The organism is Rhizobium sp. Leaf384, from assembly GCF_001424065.1.
Classification (GTDB): domain Bacteria; phylum Pseudomonadota; class Alphaproteobacteria; order Rhizobiales; family Rhizobiaceae; genus Ferranicluibacter.
This window is the reverse complement of record NZ_LMQE01000001.1, coordinates 1,477,260-1,495,114: the sequence shown is the minus strand read 5'-3', so window position 1 is coordinate 1,495,114 and position 17,855 is coordinate 1,477,260. Positions and strand designations below refer to the sequence as shown.

At 63.5% G+C, this 17,855-nt stretch carries 19 protein-coding genes; 14 read left to right on the top strand and 5 right to left on the bottom strand.

Annotated elements, in window-relative coordinates; all coding sequences use genetic code 11:
* The first annotated feature begins 22 nt into the window (after positions 1 to 22).
* From ASG25_RS06825 to ASG25_RS06775, 11 genes are all read left to right on the top strand, one after another.
* A complete protein-coding gene (locus ASG25_RS06825) occupies positions 23 to 1,621 on the top strand; it encodes a di-heme oxidoredictase family protein (RefSeq protein WP_082479951.1) in 1,599 nt (532 codons plus the stop codon).
* Complete coding sequence (locus ASG25_RS06820) at positions 1,621 to 2,754, top strand: imelysin family protein (RefSeq protein WP_062471009.1); 1,134 nt, start codon at positions 1,621 to 1,623, stop codon at positions 2,752 to 2,754. Before ASG25_RS06825 ends, ASG25_RS06820 begins: the two co-directional genes overlap by 1 nt.
* 12 nt (positions 2,755 to 2,766) lie before the next feature.
* Positions 2,767 to 3,876 (top strand): DUF1513 domain-containing protein, encoded by a 1,110-nt coding sequence (locus ASG25_RS06815; protein WP_062471006.1) that lies wholly within the window; start codon positions 2,767 to 2,769, stop codon positions 3,874 to 3,876.
* 169 nt (positions 3,877 to 4,045) lie between these two features.
* Positions 4,046 to 4,498: a TspO/MBR family protein gene (locus ASG25_RS06810; protein WP_062471003.1), complete on the top strand. Its 453-nt coding sequence runs from the start codon at positions 4,046 to 4,048 to the stop codon at positions 4,496 to 4,498.
* Positions 4,499 to 4,622: 124 nt separating this feature from the next.
* On the top strand, positions 4,623 to 5,075 hold the full coding sequence (locus tag ASG25_RS06805; RefSeq protein ID WP_062471001.1) for a PaaI family thioesterase: 453 nt from the start codon (positions 4,623 to 4,625) through the stop codon (positions 5,073 to 5,075).
* Between the two features lie 29 nt (positions 5,076 to 5,104).
* Positions 5,105 to 5,746: a 5'-methylthioadenosine/S-adenosylhomocysteine nucleosidase gene (locus ASG25_RS06800; protein ID WP_062472337.1), complete on the top strand. Its 642-nt coding sequence runs from the start codon at positions 5,105 to 5,107 to the stop codon at positions 5,744 to 5,746.
* An 85-nt stretch (positions 5,747 to 5,831) separates the two neighbouring features.
* Positions 5,832 to 7,409: a glutamine-hydrolyzing GMP synthase gene (guaA, locus tag ASG25_RS06795; protein ID WP_062470997.1), complete on the top strand. Its 1,578-nt coding sequence runs from the start codon at positions 5,832 to 5,834 to the stop codon at positions 7,407 to 7,409.
* 153 nt (positions 7,410 to 7,562) lie between these two features.
* Positions 7,563 to 8,624, top strand: coding sequence for a succinylglutamate desuccinylase/aspartoacylase family protein (locus tag ASG25_RS06790; protein WP_244479325.1), 1,062 nt, complete (start codon positions 7,563 to 7,565; stop codon positions 8,622 to 8,624).
* A 2-nt stretch (positions 8,625 to 8,626) separates the two neighbouring features.
* Positions 8,627 to 8,977: an ArsC family reductase gene (locus ASG25_RS06785; RefSeq protein WP_062470994.1), complete on the top strand. Its 351-nt coding sequence runs from the start codon at positions 8,627 to 8,629 to the stop codon at positions 8,975 to 8,977.
* Positions 8,978 to 8,980: 3 nt separating this feature from the next.
* On the top strand, positions 8,981 to 9,454 hold the full coding sequence (gene ybaK, locus ASG25_RS06780; RefSeq protein ID WP_062470991.1) for a Cys-tRNA(Pro) deacylase: 474 nt from the start codon (positions 8,981 to 8,983) through the stop codon (positions 9,452 to 9,454).
* A gap of 83 nt (positions 9,455 to 9,537) precedes the next feature.
* Positions 9,538 to 9,855, top strand: a complete 318-nt coding sequence (locus ASG25_RS06775) for a DUF6074 family protein (protein WP_062470988.1) — start codon at positions 9,538 to 9,540, stop codon at positions 9,853 to 9,855.
* A 5-nt stretch (positions 9,856 to 9,860) separates the two neighbouring features.
* Here ASG25_RS06775 and ASG25_RS06770 read toward each other — a convergent pair whose 3' ends face one another.
* Positions 9,861 to 10,427: a 2'-5' RNA ligase family protein gene (locus ASG25_RS06770; protein ID WP_082479949.1), complete on the bottom strand. Its 567-nt coding sequence runs from the start codon at positions 10,425 to 10,427 to the stop codon at positions 9,861 to 9,863.
* A gap of 123 nt (positions 10,428 to 10,550) precedes the next feature.
* On the opposite strand from ASG25_RS06770, the gene ASG25_RS06765 reads away from it, so the two are divergent.
* Positions 10,551 to 12,851, top strand: coding sequence for a heavy metal translocating P-type ATPase (locus ASG25_RS06765; protein ID WP_062470985.1), 2,301 nt, complete (start codon positions 10,551 to 10,553; stop codon positions 12,849 to 12,851).
* A 206-nt stretch (positions 12,852 to 13,057) separates the two neighbouring features.
* Here ASG25_RS06765 and ASG25_RS06760 read toward each other — a convergent pair whose 3' ends face one another.
* The 3 genes from ASG25_RS06760 to ASG25_RS06750 are packed head-to-tail and all read right to left on the bottom strand — an operon-like array spanning position 13,058 to position 15,088.
* The gene (locus ASG25_RS06760; RefSeq protein WP_062470982.1) at positions 13,058 to 13,495 is read right to left on the bottom strand and encodes an RpiB/LacA/LacB family sugar-phosphate isomerase; all 438 of its coding nucleotides are present in this window, start codon (positions 13,493 to 13,495) and stop codon (positions 13,058 to 13,060) included.
* 38 nt (positions 13,496 to 13,533) lie between these two features.
* Positions 13,534 to 14,301: a triose-phosphate isomerase gene (locus ASG25_RS06755; protein WP_062470979.1), complete on the bottom strand. Its 768-nt coding sequence runs from the start codon at positions 14,299 to 14,301 to the stop codon at positions 13,534 to 13,536.
* A gap of 28 nt (positions 14,302 to 14,329) precedes the next feature.
* The gene (locus ASG25_RS06750; RefSeq protein WP_062472327.1) at positions 14,330 to 15,088 is read right to left on the bottom strand and encodes a DeoR/GlpR family DNA-binding transcription regulator; all 759 of its coding nucleotides are present in this window, start codon (positions 15,086 to 15,088) and stop codon (positions 14,330 to 14,332) included.
* A 230-nt stretch (positions 15,089 to 15,318) separates the two neighbouring features.
* Here ASG25_RS06750 and pncB point away from each other — a divergent pair, with 230 nt between their 5' ends.
* Positions 15,319 to 16,623, top strand: a complete 1,305-nt coding sequence (gene pncB / locus ASG25_RS06745) for a nicotinate phosphoribosyltransferase (RefSeq protein WP_062470976.1) — start codon at positions 15,319 to 15,321, stop codon at positions 16,621 to 16,623.
* A gap of 138 nt (positions 16,624 to 16,761) precedes the next feature.
* On the opposite strand, the gene ASG25_RS06740 is transcribed toward pncB, so the two are convergent.
* Complete coding sequence (locus tag ASG25_RS06740; RefSeq protein ID WP_062600806.1) at positions 16,762 to 17,028, bottom strand: hypothetical protein; 267 nt, start codon at positions 17,026 to 17,028, stop codon at positions 16,762 to 16,764.
* Positions 17,029 to 17,193: 165 nt separating this feature from the next.
* On the opposite strand from ASG25_RS06740, the gene ASG25_RS06735 reads away from it, so the two are divergent.
* The gene (locus ASG25_RS06735) at positions 17,194 to 17,808 is read left to right on the top strand and encodes a TetR/AcrR family transcriptional regulator (protein WP_244479324.1); all 615 of its coding nucleotides are present in this window, start codon (positions 17,194 to 17,196) and stop codon (positions 17,806 to 17,808) included.
* Positions 17,809 to 17,855: the final 47 nt, after the last annotated feature.

The following is a 17,855-nucleotide window of genomic DNA, read 5'->3' as shown; positions in this document are numbered from 1 at the left end:
CCGCGCCGACGCCTGATCCGCGATGACCGCTCGGACCGTCCCCCGTTCCATCACGACTGCAGCCGCCGCGAGCCTCGCGGCGGGTCTCGTCGTGGCTGCAGTTGGCGCATGGGTCGGAGCGGGGTCGGGCGCGTCCTTCTCCGCACAGGCCGTGCCCGCTGTTTCGGCGGTTGCGCCTCCGTGGTCCGGGGGAAACGCCGAACGCAGCGACCTGTCTGAACAGGACCGGCGTCGCGTTGCCCGGGTCGTCAAGCCGACGCGGGACGTCTCCCGTCCGGAGCCTTTCGAGGCAATGGCCGGCGGCGCGGGAACTTCGACGGCAAGGCCGGATCGGGCCGTTCTCACCCATCCTGCGGCCAATCTGGATTCCGAGGCGGAGCAACGTTTTCGCCTCGGCAGCGCTCTTTTTGAAAAGCTCTGGGTGTCCTCGCCCTCCTCGACACAGGCCTCGGACGGACTTGGGCCTCTCTACAATGCCCGCTCCTGCGAAACCTGTCATGTGCGGGACGGCCGCGGGCAGCCACCGTCCGGCGAGGCGGGAAGTCCCTCGCTGGTGGTGAAGTTCTCGTTTCCCGGTCAGGCTCGATCCGGCCCCCAAGGCGATCCGGTCTACGGTCGTCAGCTCCAGGACAACGCCGTCCCCGGTCTTGCTGCCGAAGGTCGCCTCGTGCCGCGTTATCAGGAGGTTCCGGTCATGTTGGCCGGTGGGGAACAGGTCAGCCTGCGCCGGCCGGTCTATGCGATCGAAGGTCTGGCCTACGGCCCTCTGGCGCGCGCCACGCGCCTTTCGCCGCGTCTTGCGCCGCCGATGACCGGCCTCGGCTTGCTGGAGGCGATCGACGTCGGCGATATCCTCACGCATGCGGACCCGCAGGATCGTGATGGCGATGGCATCAGCGGCCGTCCGTCCTGGATTGCGGAGGGCGCCGCCGATACCCCCGTTCTCGGCCGTTTCGGCTGGAAGGCGCAGGCTCCCACCGTCCGGGCCCAGGCGGCCGAGGCCTTTGCGACCGATATCGGGATCTCCACCCCGGATGTCATGCGGAGTCATGGCGATTGCACGGCCCTTCAACCGCAATGCCTTTCCCTCAAGGATGGTGTGCAGCCGCGGCTGGGGTCGAGCGAGGCACCCGATCCTGTGCTCGACCTCGTTGCCTTCTATGCCCGGCACCTCGCCGTCCCGGCGCGACGGGACGTCGCTGCGCCCGCCGTGCTCACGGGCAAGCGGATCTTTTCGGAAGCAGGATGTGCCACCTGCCACGTTCCGAAATTCGTCACCCGCCGCGACCCGGCAACGCCGTCGGTCGCCTTCCAGCTGATCTGGCCCTACTCCGACCTGCTCCTGCACGATATGGGCGAGGGATTGTCCGATGAAAAAGCGGACGACGCTGTCGGACAAGAGGACGCTCTGCCCGGGGAATGGCGGACGCCGCCGCTTTGGGGTATCGGTCTTGCGCGCACCGTCGATAGGGAAGCCGGCTTCCTGCACGACGGGCGAGCGCGGACGCTGACCGAGGCCATTCTCTGGCATGGCGGCGAAGCGCAAGCCGCGCGCGATCGTTTTGTTTCCCTCGACGTCGCGGATCGTCGGGCGTTGCTCGCATTTCTGGAGTCGCTGTGATGCGTCTATGGACAACCTTCCTTCTCACCGTCGCGCTCGCCTCGGCAACGCCGGCCGCTGCGCAGGAGGTCGACGACGAGCTCGCCGCCGTACCGTCCAGCGGACTTGTGGTAGAGGCTGTGCCGACGGTGATGACCCGGGCCGTCGATGGGTTCATCCGACCCGGCTACCGCGATCTTGTCGAGCGGACGGGCGCGCTTGCCGATCATCTTCGTCCGCTCTGCCACCGGCCGTCGCCCAGATCGCTCGCCCACGCCAAACGCGCATTTGCCGATGTTACCGCCGCGTGGTCGCGCATTGAGATCGTCCGCGTTGGCCCGGTTCTCGACGACAACCGGTTCGAGCGTGTCCTGTTCTTCCCCGACCGCAAAAGTACGGGCCTGAAGCAGGTTCAGCGGATTCTGGCCGAAGGCGACGAAACGGCGACGATCGCGACCTCGCTGCGCGGCAAGAGCGTTGCCGTCCAAGGGCTGGGCGCCCTGGAATATGTCCTGTTTGGCACCGATGCCGATGAATTGCTCGATGCGCCTGACGGATTCCGATGCCGCTACGCGCGGGCCATTGCCGAGAACCTGACGAGCGTTGCCGCCGAACTGAGTGCCGCATGGGAAAATCCGCGGGGTGTTCAGGCCGCATGGAAGGCGCCGGGGCCCGACAATCCGCTCTATCGGACGGAGGGAGAGGCGGCCACGGAGCTCCTCGGCATCCTCGTTCACGGCGTCGAAAGCCTGCGCGATCAGCGTCTTCGTCCCGTTTTTGCCGGCGCGATCACGCCTGCGCCGTCTCCCGGCCATCCAAAGCTCGCCGTCTACTGGCGGTCCGGTCAGACGATGGCGTCGGTCGCCGGCAATGCGCGAGGTCTCAAGGCACTCTTCGATTCCTCCGGCATGCGTGCGCTCCTTCCCGCGGACAAGCAGTCGATCGCCGCTTCGATTGATATCGTCTTGAACGACCTGATCGCCTCAGCCGACGCCGTCGATCGGCCGATCGACACGTCGCTGACAGATCCGGCGGAACGCGAGAAACTGCTTCTCGTCCTGCGCAACGCCAATGATCTGTTGCAGCGTTTGAATTTGGATTTCGGCGCCGCGATCGGACTTGGCGCCGGCTTCTCCTTCGCCGACGGCGATTGACGGAGGACGGCGATGACGCGTTCCGATGTGCCCCGCGGCCAGGTGCTCCTCGACAGACGGGCGTTTCTTTCGATGGCAGGCGCCGCATGGGCGGTCTCGCTTTCGCCTGCTGCCGCTGCCATCCTGTCTCGAACGGACGCCGTGTTTGCCTCCGCCTTCAGGGCCGAGGACGGCTCCTACGGGATCGCCACCGTCTCGGAGGAGGGCGAGGTCATCGATCGTCATGCCCTGCCGGATCGGGCCCATGGTCTAGCCCATTCCGCGATCACCGGCCATACCGTCGCCTTCGCTCGCCGCCCGGGAACCTTCGCGATGGTTCTCGATACGGCCGGGCGCAACGAACCGGTCGTCATTACCGCCAGCGAAGGGCGACATTTCTTCGGTCATGGGTGTTTTTCCGCAGACGGCCGGCTGCTCTATGCCACCGAGAACGACTTTGCAGGAAATCGCGGCATGGTCGGCATCTACGACGGCACGGACGGCTTCCGTCGCGTGGGCGAGTTCCCGACCTTCGGCATCGGCCCGCATGATATGACGCTCTCGTCGGACGGCCGTCACTTGGCCGTCGCCAATGGCGGCATCGAGACGCATCCGGACTTCGGACGCACCAAGCTCAACCTCGATCACATGGACCCCTCGCTCGTTCTTATCGAGACGGCGACCGGGCGGCTGGTCGAGCGGCACGTCATGCCGGAACACTTGCGACAACTCTCGACGCGGCACGTCGATATCGACGACAAAGGCCGCATCTGGTTTGCCTGCCAGTACGAGGGGCCCCGCAATGCACGCCCTCCGGTTGCCGGCGTGTTCGCTCCCGGCGAGGACATCCGCTTCCTTGATCTGCCGGAGGAGGCGACCGCGGCGCTGGCCAATTATGTCGGCGCGATTGCCGTCCATCGTCGCGAGGGGCTGGTGGGCCTCGCATCGCCGAAAGGGGGCGCGGTCGTCACGGTGGATGCAAAGACCGGCGCTTTCGTTCGACTGGACAAGCTTGCCGACGCGGCCGGCATTGCGCCTGCGAACCGCCAGGGTTTCGCGGTCTCGTCCTATGACGGGCGCTTCGCGGAAAGGATCGCGCCGATCGCCTGGGACCAGCACATCGTTCGCACGCGCCCGCTATGAGGGAGCAAGACACTGCGAACGAGACCCACCGCTTGACAGAGCCTGTCAAAGACGTGGCGCTGCCCTAAATTTTCTCTGCCGGATGACCGGCTGTCGTAAGCTTCCCCTCGCAACGGTTCGACCTGCGATTTTCGGGACGTCGACGGAACACGATCATGATTGGACCCTCATGCGCCCTCCGCTGATCTACGCACTCTTCATCGGCGTCGTCGTTGCTTGCGGCATCTTGATCGGGATCAACAATATCCCCGGCGAGTGGTACCAATCGCTGCAAAAGCCGCCGTTCAATCCGCCGAACTGGATTTTCGCGCCCGTCTGGACAACGCTCTACGTGATGATCGGTGCCGTCGGTGCCCGCACCTTCCTGCATCATCGCCATACGCGTGCCATGGGTTTTTGGGCTGCGCAGATGCTGTTCAACTTCGCTTGGTCGCCGCTGTTCTTCGGGTTTCACGAGATCGCCCTGGCGCTGATCGTCATCCTCGCCTTGCTGATATCGGTCTATGCCTTCATCGCCGTCTCCTGGCGGCAGGATCGGTTGTCCGCATGGCTCTTCGTGCCGTATGCCGTCTGGGTCTCGTTCGCGACGCTCCTGAATGGGTCCATTCTGCTCCTCAACTGAGGATGCTAAAGGGAAACCCTTGCGGGTGGAGGGAGCAGCATGCCAGTCTTCAGCCGTCCCGGCCGCAAGGCCAGAAGCAGCAGGTGTCCGGAGGCGCCGATGCCGCATCAGTGGAGTGTTGGACATGGATGAAACGACCGGCCACGATTTTCGCGCCCGTGTCCGTCGGAGCTTCGACCGCCAGGCCTTCATGCGGACGATCGGTGCCGAACTGACGCGCGTCGAACAAGGCATGGTGGAGATCGAACTGCCCTTCGACGAGATGATGACGCAGCAGCACGGCATCCTCCATGCCGGGATTATCTCGTCTGCGCTGGAAACCGCGAGCACCTATGCCGGCTATTCCGTGCTGGAACCGGACGCCGGGCTGCTCACCATCGAGTTCAAGGTCAATCTGCTGTCGCCCGGACGGGGCGAACGCTTCCTGTTCCGCGGCGAAGTCACGAAGCCGGGCACCACCATCATCGTCTCCGACGGCCGCGCCTATGCGATGTCGCAGGATGCGCCGCCCAAGCTGATCGCCTCGATGACAGCCACCAAAATGGTCGTGCGCGACCGTGAAGGATTTGCAGAGTGAACGAGATGACCCATCCGACACCGGGCACGATGCCCGTAGACCTGCTGAAGCAGGTTGGCGAACAGTCGATCCTCTACGTCATGGCGGTCGAGGCGGAGTACGGCCCGCATCTGAAGACGCGGATGACGCCGCTGATGACCGGCGTCGGGCCGGTGGAGGCGGCGGTCATGGTCACCCGCGCCCTCGCTCAGCTTTCGGGCGCAAACCGATTGCCGGCGTTGGTCGTATCCTTGGGCTCGGCCGGCTCCGCCTCGCTCGAGCAGGCAGGGGTCTACCAGGCGACCTCGGTTGCCTATCGCGACATGGATGCTTCGCCGCTCGGATTCGAGAAAGGAGCAACGCCCTTCCTCGACCTTCCCGTCACCGTTCCCTTGCCGCTGCGCATTCCGGGCGTGCCGGAAGCAAGCCTCTCCACAGGTGGCAATATCGTGTCCGGATCCGCCTATTCCGATATTGCCGCCGACATGGTTGACATGGAAACCTTCGCCGTGCTGCGTGCCTGCCAGGTCTTCGGCGTGCCCTTGCTGGCGCTGCGCGGCATTTCCGACGGCAAGGCGGAACTCCGCCACGTCTCCGACTGGACCGCCTATCTGCACGTCATCGACGAGAAGCTTGCCGGTGTTCTCGATCGGCTGGAAGCCGCGACGGCAGAGGGCGCGCTTGGCCTTTGAGGCAGGAGAGCGCGGGTTAGACATTGCACTTGCCGGCCCGTTTATTTAAAGGCTCGGAATGATCCCGCGCGTGAAAAGGCCAGGCATGACCGAGATAGCCCATCCCGACAGCATCCTCATCATCGATTTCGGCAGCCAGGTGACGCAACTCATCGCGCGCCGGATTCGCGAAGCCGGCGTCTATTGCGAGATCCATCCCTTCAACAATGCCGAGGATGCATTCGCCCGCATGGCGCCGAAAGGCGTCATCTTCTCCGGCGGCCCGGCGTCCGTCACGGCGGAAGGCAGCCCGCGCGCTCCGCAGGCGGTGTTTGACAGCGGGATTCCCTTGCTTGGCATCTGCTACGGCCAGCAGACGATGTGCGTGCAGCTGGGCGGCACCGTAGAAGGTGGTCATGCCGCCGAATTCGGTCGCGCAGATGTCGAGATCAAGGCGGCAAGCCCGCTGTTCGAGGGGCTCTGGCAGGTCGGCGAACGGTATCCTGTCTGGATGAGCCACGGCGACCGCGTGACGCAGCTGCCGCATGGCTTCGAGGTCATCGCCACCTCCGAGAATGCGCCGTTTGCGATCGCCGCCGATGAGAGCCGCCGCTACTACACCACCATGTTCCATCCCGAAGTGGTGCACACGCCGGATGGCGCCAAGCTGCTTTCCAACTTCGTGCACAAGATCGTCGGCCTGAAGTCCGATTGGACCATGGCCGCCTACCGGGCCGAAATGATCCGCAAGATACGCGAAGATGTCGGGGATGGCCGGGTGATCTGCGGGCTCTCCGGCGGCGTCGACAGCTCGGTCGCTGCCGTTCTCATCCATGAAGCGATCGGCGACCAGCTGACCTGCGTCTTCGTCGATCACGGCATGATGCGCCTCAACGAGGCGGATGAAGTGATCAAGATGTTTCGGGATCACTACAATATCCCGCTTGTCCATGTCGATGCATCGGACCTGTTCCTGACCGAACTTGCCGGAGAGGTCGATCCCGAGGTCAAGCGCAAGACCATTGGTCGCCTCTTCATCGATGTTTTCGAGACGGAGGCCAAGCGCATTGCCGAAGATGGCAAGGGCGCGCCGGCCTTCCTCGCGCAGGGAACGCTCTACCCCGACGTCATCGAAAGCGTGTCTTTCTCGGGCGGTCCCTCCGTCACGATCAAGAGCCATCACAATGTGGGTGGGCTGCCGGCCCGCATGAACATGAAGCTGGTCGAGCCGTTGCGCGAACTCTTCAAGGACGAGGTGCGTGCGCTCGGCCGCGAGCTCGGTCTTCCCGAGCGCTTCGTGGGCCGCCACCCGTTCCCAGGCCCCGGTCTGGCCATCCGTTGCCCCGGCGGCGTGACGCGCGAAAAGCTCGACATCCTGCGCAAAGCCGATGCCGTCTACCTCGATGAAATTCGCAAGGCGGGTCTCTACGATGTGATCTGGCAGGCCTTCGCCGTGCTGCTTCCGGTCCAGACCGTCGGCGTCATGGGCGACTACCGCACCTACGATTTCGTCTGCGCCCTGCGCGCCGTCACCTCGGTCGACGGAATGACGGCCGACTTCTACCCCTACGACATGACCTTTCTCGGCCGCACGGCGACCCGCATCATCAACGAGGTCCGCGGCATCAACCGCGTGGTCTACGATATCACGTCGAAGCCGCCGGGAACGATCGAGTGGGAATAGCGTCCCGCGAAGGACTGGCACGCTACACGCCGTGACGCACCGGTCCTTTCGCTTTGTCCTTCATATCGCCGCTCGTTAAACGCGCCTGTTCACTCTTCGTTCTTGAACGAGGCAGCGGTTCGGCTATAGATGCAGAACGAGATGGAGATTTGGGTGAAGCAGGACGCGATCAATATCCCAGGGGATACGCCGGAAGTGAGCTGGCGCATTCCTGTTCTGGAGTTCTCCGGTTCGCAGGCCAGCTCCACGCCGAAGGTCTATCTTCAGGCAGCTCTGCATGCCAACGAGTTGCCGGGTGTCGCGACGCTTCACCTGCTTTGCGCGCGACTTCGCGAGGCGGAAGCGGCAGGGGCGATCCGGGGCGACATCACCGTCGTGCCGCAGGCAAACCCTCTCGGCGCAGCACAGTCCCATTTCGGTGAGATGCAGGGACGCTTCGATCTGGGGTCACGCGGGAACTTCAATCGGGATTTTCCCTTGATCGCCGCGTCCGAGCGTCACGCCCTGTTGCTTGATCTGGACCGGTTCACCGCACCGGAGCGTTTGAAGCGGGAGCTGCTTTTCCGCGCGCTTGGGGCGGATCTCGTGCTCGATCTTCACTGTGACGACGAGTCGCTGCCCTATGCCTATATCGATAGCGCGTTCTGGCCCGAAGCTTCCGACCTTGCATCGGCCTTGGAAATGGACGCCGTTTTCCTGTCCGACGGGGAAAGCTCGGCGTTTGAAGAGGCTGTTTCCTATGCGTGGAAACAGGAAAAGGGTGGAAAGGGCGTCTCGCTCCCGGGTTGCCTCTCGGTGACGATGGAGTTGCGTGGGCGTCGCGACGTCGGCCCGGACGTGGCACGGCGCGACGCAGATGGGCTCTGGGCGTTTCTGCAGGCACGGGGCATCGTGGACGGCAACGCGCCGGCACTTGCGGCCTATTCCGGACCGGCCTTTGCTCTCGACACGATCGAAATGATCAAGGCGCCCGTTCCCGGTACCATTCTGTTTCATCGCGACGTCGGAGATCGTGTCGATGCCGGAGACCTCCTGGCCGTTCTCGTTCCGCGCCCGGGCTTTCCGGAGGATGATGTGGAGGTGCGCGCGCCACAGGCCGGGCTCGTCGTTACGCGATCCTCCGCGCGCTTTGCCCGCCGTCGCGACGATCTCATGAAGATCGGTTGTGCAGACATGACGCGAGCGGGCCGCAAGGCGGGCGCGCTGGAGGACTGATCGTGCCCGTGACCCTCTACGGCATTCGTAACTGCGACACGATGAAGAAGGCTCGGAGCTGGCTGGACAGCCAAACCATTGCCTACCGCTTTCACGACTACAAGGCCGAAGGCATCGATCGAGCCTCTCTGTCCGGCTGGTGCGCGGCGCTTGGCTGGGAAACGGTCCTGAATCGAGCGGGAACGACGTTTCGCAAGCTCCCGGACGTGGAACGGCAGGATCTCGATGAAGAGAAGGCCATTGCCTTGATGCTGGCCAATCCGTCCATGATCAAACGCCCGATCCTTGATTTCGACGGCGCGCTGACCGCAGGCTTCCGGCCGGAAGTGTATGAGACCGTCTTCGGGAATTGAGCCATGTCGAAAACGACACGTGCGACACAGACGCTGACAAACGCGGCAATCGCCTTTACCACCCATAGTTACGACTACGACCCGTCCGTCGATCGCATCGGGATGGCCGCTGCAGACGCCATGGGCGAGCCGCCGCACCGGGTTCTGAAAACGCTGATGGCGGAGGTCGATGGCAAGCCGGTCTGCGTCGTCGTGCCGTCCGACCGCGAGGTCAGCATGAAGAAGCTTGCCGCTGCCGCTTCGGGCAAGTCCGCCGCGATGATGAAGCCGGCCGCGGCCGAGCGGCTCACCGGCTACCATGTCGGCGGCATCAGCCCGTTCGGGCAGAAGAAGACGGTGCCGACCTACATCGAGGCGGCAGCCCTTGCAGAACCTCTGGTCTATATCAATGGCGGCCAGCGGGGGTTGCAGGTCCGTCTCGCGCCGGCCGACGCCCTGTCGGTGCTCAATGCCACGGCCGTGACGCTTGTCACATAAGGGGACGTCGCCAAGGGGCCGGATACGAAGCGTTAACCAAAATCTCCTTACATCAGGGTGACAGAAGGAGAATCGGTTTGACCATGACGACAGGACACGACGCCCGGGACATGCAGGGCGGGATCATTGCATTTCCGCTGTCCGGACGGACAAACCTGATCCGCCGTTGCGCGGCCGAACTGGAGGCCGTTCACGGCGAGGCTGCAGTCACCTACTGGCGCACGGCCTGCCGCCGCCTGGCCGACGATCTGCTTACGCTCGGCTGCGACGAGGACGACATCCATCATCAGGTCATGGATTTCCAGACCGAGGTCCAGCTCGAGATGATGCGCCGTTACAGCGAACGTCTTGAAGCGGGCGCCGATGCGGACCCGGAAGAAGGCCACCGCATCCGCACCTGAACGTCTCAGGAAAAGGACACCTGCGCGGCCGGCTCCCAGGGGCCGCCGTCATAATGCCAGAGACGGAGCCCGGTCACCGCGAAATCCCAAGGAGCAAAATCTTCTGACAGCCGTGCCTGAAGCGCGCGTGCCCTCTCGGGAGAGACCTTGTTCTGCACCGTGACATGCGGTCTGAATCCCTGCTGATCCTGTCGCGTCAGCCAGTCGCGCCACCGGTGCGCGAACGCCGCGCGGAGGTCCTGCAGCGCCCCGCTCGACAGAGCAAAGGCGACGCCATTTCCCAGGAAGCGAACGCCTTCGACCGACGTGGTGATGGGGCCCACCCCAGCGGTCAGTTCTGTAAGATGCTGTTCGATGGTCACTCTCTCTTCGCCGGGGAGGGCGTGGAAGAGCGTCAGATGGGCAGATAGCCAATTCCGCTCTGCCGGAAAATGCAGGCGCCGGAGCCGGTCGAACCGCACCTGCGCCGCTTCCTCCATCTCGGCGGTGAGGATCAGCCGCCGATGCGCTGGGAGGAAAGCCTTGTCGTCCTGCGTGCCCGGATTGTCCGTCAGTGTCCCGATCTCCGTCATGGCACAGTCCTACGCGCGAATGCACGGCGTGGATGCGGCGATCTCGATCTTTCGAATCTTTTCCCTTGTAGCTCTAGTCGCTAGAGCCTTTACACCATCTCGCATCAAGTGACGGAGATGATCATGGGCGAGATGCGGAAGACGCGATTCGACGTTGAAGGAATGGACTGTGCCTCTTGCGCATCCAAGATCGACACGGCCGTGCGGCGAATGCCGGGCGTTTCCGATGTCGCCGTCTCGGTCACGACCCAAGGCATGATCGTTCACCATGACGAGACCGCTGATCTGTCCGCTGTCGCGCGCAAAGTCTCCGGCCTGGGCTACAAGACCGCGCCGGCGAGGCGCGCGGAGCCAAAATCGACGGTGCAGGCGGCAACCTGTTGCGGCGGACATGCGCCTCACGCTCATGCCGAGCATGATCACGACAGCGCCGACCGCGCTGGCCGCCATCAGGGCGACCATCAACACGGATCTCCCGGCGATCACGCGCGCGAAGCGCCTTCGACGATGACGGCCGACGCCCGACCCGCCGACTTGCATGGTCACGATCATGGACCGATGTCCGGGCCTTGGTGGGCATCGGCGAAAGGGCGGCTGACGCTGCTCTGCGGCGCTGCCCTGGTGCTGGCCTATGCGGTCGGGCATGTCCTTCCCACGCTGGCGGCGCCGGCGTTCCTCATCGCTCTGCTGGTCGGACTCGTGCCGATCGGCCGGCGTGCCGTCATGGCGGCGCTGGCAGGAACGCCGTTCTCGATCGAGATGCTGATGACGATCGCAGCGATCGGCGCGGTCGTGATCGATGCGGGCGAGGAGGCTGCGGCTGTCGTCTTCCTGTTTCTCGTCGGGGAACTGCTGGAGGGTGTGGCCGCCAGCCGGGCAAGGCGCAGCATCCAGGCTTTGACCGACCTCGTGCCGAAGACGGCCTTTCTCGATGACAACGGCACGACGCGTGAGGTGGCGGCCGAGACGCTCGCGCCCGGCAACGTCATCCGTATCCGGCCTGGTGACCGCGTCCCTGCGGACGGGGAGATTCTTTCGGGGGAAAGCGCGATCGACGAAGCGCCTGTGACAGGCGAGAGCGTGCCTGTTCGCAAGGCTGGCGGCGATCCGGTCTTTGCCGGCACCGTCAACGGCGAGGGCGTGTTGCGCGTCACGGTCACGGCAGCGGCCGCCGACAACACGATTGCCCGGGTGGTTCGCCTCGTGGAGGAAGCACAGGAGGCAAAGGCGCCGACCGAGCGCTTCATCGACAGGTTCTCGCGCTATTACACACCCGGCGTGGTGCTTGTCGCCGCACTCGTTGCCATTCTGCCGCCGCTCCTGGCCGATGGTTCCTGGTCGGAATGGGTCTACAAGGGTCTCGCCATCCTCCTGATCGGCTGCCCCTGCGCGCTGGTGATTTCCACGCCGGCCGCCATTGCCGCGTCCTTGTCCGCCGGCGCCCGTCGGGGGCTGCTGGTCAAGGGCGGAGCCGTTCTCGAAAGGCTCGGCACGATCGATACCGTGGCGTTCGACAAGACGGGAACGCTGACCCAGGGACGCCCCGAGGTCACGGACATCCTGTCCTTCACCGTCGCGGCGAGCGATGTCCTGCGGCTCTCGGCTGCACTTGACGCGGGTTCGAGCCATCCGCTCGCGCTTGCCATTCTCGCCCGCGCGGAGAGGGATGGCGTCCCCTATCCCGCCGCCGAAAAGGTGTCGGCGAAGGGCGGCAAAGGGGTTGCTGGAAACGTCGGCCAGCAGGACCTTTTCCTGGGCTCCCCCCGGGCGGCTGGCGATATCGCGCCGCTGACGGAAGAACAGGCACGTGCTGTCCAGAGGCTTAACGACGACGGCAGGACGGTGTCGGTGCTGGTCGTCGACGGGCAGATCGCCGGCGCCATCGCCATGCGCGACGAGCCGCGCAAGGATGCGCGGCAAGCGCTTGCTGCACTCAAGGCCGGTGGCATCCGCACGCTGATGCTGACCGGCGACAATCGCCGCGTTGCAGAGGCTGTCGGGCGCGATCTCGAGATCGACGTTCGCGCAGAACTTTTGCCCGAGGACAAGCAGACGATCGTCCGCGAACTCAAGGCGCAAGGCGCCATCGTCGCCAAGGTGGGGGATGGTATCAACGATGCACCGGCGCTCGCGGCAGCCGATGTCGGCATCGCCATCGGCGGGGGAACGGATGTGGCTCTGGAGACCGCGGATGCGGCGATCCTCCACGGCCGCATGGCCGATGTCGCAGCATTGATCGCTTTGTCGAAGCGCTGCATGGCAAACATCCGCCAGAACATTGCGGTCGCGCTCGGCCTCAAGGCCATCTTCCTCGTCACGACCGTTGTCGGGATCACCGGTCTCTGGCCCGCGATTCTCGCCGATACCGGCGCGACCGTGCTCGTCACCATCAACGCCTTGCGTCTCTTGCACGTCCGCGCCTAAAGCGCGTTGTGTGAGAAGGGTTCACGCAGCGCGCTTGAAGGTGTTGTTTTGATGCATGTCGTTTCCCGAAACCGCTGCACACTTTCGGGCGACATGCAGTCGCCCCCCGTGACCGACGACAAACGCCCGGCATCACTGCCGGGCGTTTGTTATGCGGGATCGCGCGCACGAATCCGGGCGGCCTGCGAAAGACGGCGTCGCGTGCGCTACTTCGTCGTGTCGAGGCGATCGATCGCCTTGACGTTGTCGGCCGACGAGCCATTCGGATCGAACTCTGAAGCGAGCCAGGTATCGACGATCGCCTTGGCAAGTTCCGGGCCGATGACGCGGGCGCCCATCGTGATGATCTGGGCGTTGTTTGACTTCGCGGCGCGTTCCGCCGAATAGGTATCATGCGTCAGCGCGGCGCGGATGCCGGGCACCTTGTTGGCCGAGATGCTGACGCCGATTCCGGTGCCGCAGAAGAGGATGCCGCGCTCGTTCTCGCCGGCGACGATGGTCTGGGCGAGCTTCTCCGACAGGTCGGCATAAAAGCCTTGCTGGCTGAGATCCGTCACCTCGAGATCCGTGCGTGTCGCGAGATGCTTGGCGATGACGTCGAGAAGCGGTTTGCCGGCGCTGTCGGCTCCAATGGCAATTTTCATGACTGTTTCCTTTCAGGCTTTTGTTATCGGAGGGAAGATCAGAGCGCGGATGAAACGCGCGTGAGGATGTCGAGATAGCCCGCGACGTTCCAGGCGGAGCGGCCGATGAACAGGCCGTCGATATGCGGCTTGGCGATCAGTTCGACACAGTTTTGCGGGTTGACGCTGCCACCATAGAGAACCGGAACCCTGACGCCGAGACAGGTTTCGGCGACCTCGGCGATCCGGGCGTGGCGCTCGTCGGCGTAGTCTGCCGATGCAGGAATGCCGTTGACGCCGATGGCCCAGACAGGTTCGTAGGCCAGAAGAACCGGCTTTTGTCGATCTGTGCCCGCAAGTCCGGAAAGCGCGCCTTCGACCTGCCGCTTCAGAACGGCGTCGGCTTCGCCGGCCTCGCGCTCGGACAGCGTTTCCCCGATGCAGATCAGCGGTGTCAGCCCGTGGCGAACGGCGGCGGCCGTCTTCATGCCGACCGTCCGGTCGGTCTCGCCGAAATGCTCGCGCCGCTCGCTGTGCCCGAGTTCCACAAGGTCCAGCCCGCAATCTGTCAGCATCGGTGCCGAGATCTCGCCGGTCCAGGCGCCGTCATCGTCCCAATGCATGTTCTGCGCGCCGACTTTGACGCTGGTGTTGGAGAGCCGCTGCTTCGTCTCCCGAACAGCCGTAAACGGGGGAATGACGAAGCGCTGAATGCGCGGGTCGCGTGCGCCGTCGCTGGCCGCCAGACCGTCGGCAAAGGCCATGGCCTCGCTCAGCGTCTTGTTCATCTTCCAGCTTGTTCCAACCCAGATGCCGTTCGTCGTCACTGCATACTCCTCGTCGTAGCTCCGGTCGTCAGACCTTGATAATGGGGATCCCCGCATCCCCCAACGCGGCCTCATGGCCACCGTCGATGCGGTTACTGGTGATGACCGCGCTGAAGCCGTCCAGCCCGGTCAGGAAATGGAGGGCGGGCTTGCCGAATTTCGCGTGGTCTACCATGAGATAGCTACGGCTTGCCGACCGCATCATTTGCCGTTTGGTCTTCACCACTTCCTGATCCTGATGATACGCGGCCGCTCCCTGAATGGCGGAGGAAGAGAGAAACGCAATATCCGCGCGGAGCGACGACAATGTCTCCTCCGTCACGATCCCGAAGAACCCGTTGAATTTGCGGCTGTACTGACCACCGAGCGAGATGACCTCGATACCGGATACGGCGGTCAGCATGACGATCACGGAGAGATTGTTGGTGATCACCGTCAGCGGCCGTATCGTGGCGAGATGCTCGGCAAGACCACCGGCCGTCGAACCGTCGTCGATGATGATGATCTGCCCCGGCTCCACGAGCGTCGCGGCATGGGATGCGAGTTGCCGCTTTTCCTCTGCGGCCATCTTCTCGCGGTATCGGAAATCGCTTTCGAAATGGGCGCTGGATTGGATCGATGCACCGCCGTGAACCTTGCGAAGGAGCCCGGCCTGCTCGAGATCGTCGAGATCGCGATGGACGGTCATCTTGCTCACGGAAAAGCGCAGGGCCAGATCCTCGACAGACGCGGAGCCCGCTTCCATCAGGATATCCATGATCTCCTGTCGCCGATCGTCCGGTTTCAAAGCCACATCCCTTTGTCCTCCCCTATGTAAACATAATTCGGTCGAAAGACAACATAATCAATGAGATTATGTGAACCTGAAGTGTTACGAAATGTGATGTTCGCACATTCGCAATGTTGCAGGCCATAGCCCGGCATGGCATGAAGAGGATGCATGCTGCGCCAACGATGGAGCAGCGCAGGAGGAATGTCCGCACGGCCCCGCCGTTCACGCGGATACGAGGATATGGCATGACGAAGACGGATATTGCGCGACGCGTCTACGACAATGCCTGGAAGCTCGATCCGGTCGTACGCAGTCTCCTGGACACGGATTTCTACAAGCTCCTGATGTTGCAGATGATCTGGCGGCTCTACCCGGATGTCGATGCGACCTTCTCCCTGATCAACCGTACCAAGACGGTGCTCCTGACGGAGGAGATCGATGAGCAGGAATTGCGCGAGCAGCTGGATTACGTGCGTACGGTGCGCTTTACCAAGAAGGAAATGATCTGGCTGGCGGGTAACACCTTTTATGGCCGCAAGCAGATCTTCTCGCCGGATTTCCTCGCTTGGCTCGCCGATTTCCAGCTTCCGGATTACGAACTCTCGCGCCGGCACGGTCAGTACGAGCTGACCTTCCCCGGAAAGTGGACGCATACCAGCATGTGGGAGATTCCTGCTCTCGCCATCGTCAACGAACTGCGTTCGCGCACGGCGATGAAGGATATGGGGCCCTTTGCGCTCGATGTGCTGTATGCACGTGCAAAAGCGAAGATGTGGTCGAAGGTGGAGCAGCTGCGGGCGGTGCCGGACCTGCGCATTTCGGATTTCGGCACCCGGCGTCGCCATTCCTTCCTGTGGCAGCGCTGGTGCGTTGAGGCGCTAAAAGAAGGAATCGGGGAGTCCTTCTCCGGCACCAGCAATGTGCTCCTTGCCATGGATACGGATCTCGAGGCGCTCGGAACCAACGCCCACGAATTGCCGATGGTGGCGGCAGCTCTTGCCAACAGCGATGCCGAGCTTGCGGATGCACCCTACAAGGTTTTGCAGGACTGGAATCGTCTTTACGGCGGCAACCTGCTGATCGTCCTGCCCGATGCCTTCGGGACAGCGGCCTTTCTCAAGAACGCCCCCGACTGGGTCGCCGACTGGACGGGTTTCCGCCCCGACAGTGCCCCGCCCATCGAAGGCGGCGAGCGCATTCTCGACTGGTGGCGGGCCCATGGCCGCGACCCGAGAGAGAAGCTGCTGATCTTCTCCGACGGGCTTGATGTCGACATGATCATCAAGACCTACCGGCATTTCGAGGGCAGGGTGCGCATGAGCTTTGGCTGGGGCACCAACCTGACCAATGATTTCGCCGATTGCGCGCCGACGGAGGTCAGCGGGCTGAACCCGATTTCCATCGTCTGCAAGGTCATCGATGCCAATGGCCGACCGGCGGTCAAGCTATCCGACAACCCGCGCAAGGCGACCGGCGATCCAGCCGAGGTGGAGCGCTATCTGAAATTCTTCGGCACGCAGGACTTCGAGGAACTTGCTGTTCGCGTGTAACGTGATCCGCAGGAACTTAACGCAAAAAAACCCGACCGGAGGAGGCCCTTCCGGTCGGGTTTCGTTTCGCCCGGGAACAGGGCGTGGTGCTCGCAGGCGGGCCCGGTCAGAGCCTCGCCGACAAGATGAACGCGGTGCTCAATAGCAGGCAGCGCAGGCAGAGCCCGTGCGAACGGCCAGCGGGTGCACCATCGCGAGCAGGCGTCGCTTGGGGGCGGCAAGAAGCTTCGCGGCATGGGTCCGGGCGCCGCCGGGTTCGGGCTTGGCGTGCTCCAGTGCGTTCGCTGCCGAATAGAGCAGCGTCTTGAACTGCGAGGAGGTCACGCCATCGGCCCGCATTACGGCGCGGATCATCGGATCGGTCAGCACCTCGCTCAGGGTCAGATCGTCATTCGCCATGTTCATGGCCGTCTCCTTCGTCTCGTCCACAGTCAGGGGCAGGCTGGGTTAGGCCTGTCCTTGACCGAAATGCTTTGGTATGTTACCGGTAAGTAACACGTCATTTGTTACCGAACGGTCACACCCATGTCAATCGCTGTTGTGAATAAAAACGCCAAACGTGGCTCTACTGTGAAACCGGAACCGGAATCCGCGGCGTCCTCCGGTTTATCCGGTGCAAAGGTGGCTCCGCGGGACCGGATCGTGTCGACAGCCTGCGAGCTGTTCCGCCAGCACGGCATTCGCGGCATCGGTGTCGATGCCATCGCCGAGGCGGCCTCGACCAACAAAATGACACTCTATCGGCACTTCGGCTCCAAGGATGATCTCATCTGTGAGACCCTGCGGGTCACCTCCGAAAAAAGCGGTGCGATGTGGGCGGATATCGAAACGCGCTTTCCCGATGATGCAAAGGCCCAGCTCGGCGCCTGGGTAGCCGCACTTTCCGAATGTCTTCAACGCGAGCCGTCCGGCTGCGATATCGCCAATGCGGCGGTCGAGTTGAAAGAGGCGGATCATCCCGCCCATGCGGTCATCGAGAATTTCAAGATACTACAGCGCGGCAAGCTGACGGATCTCTGCCGGCGAACCGGCACTGAGGAGCCGGAAACTCTGGCGGACACGTTGCTCCTACTGCTGGAAGGCGCGCGTGTCAGCCGCCAGGCCTCGGGCCTTGAAGGCCCCGCCCAGTGCTTTCAGCGCGCCTGTCGGAACACGCTGCATGCCTTTGGCGTCGGCGTGCGCTGAGGCTTAGACAAAGCACCCCTGCCTTCCATCAGACGAAAGCCATCGCG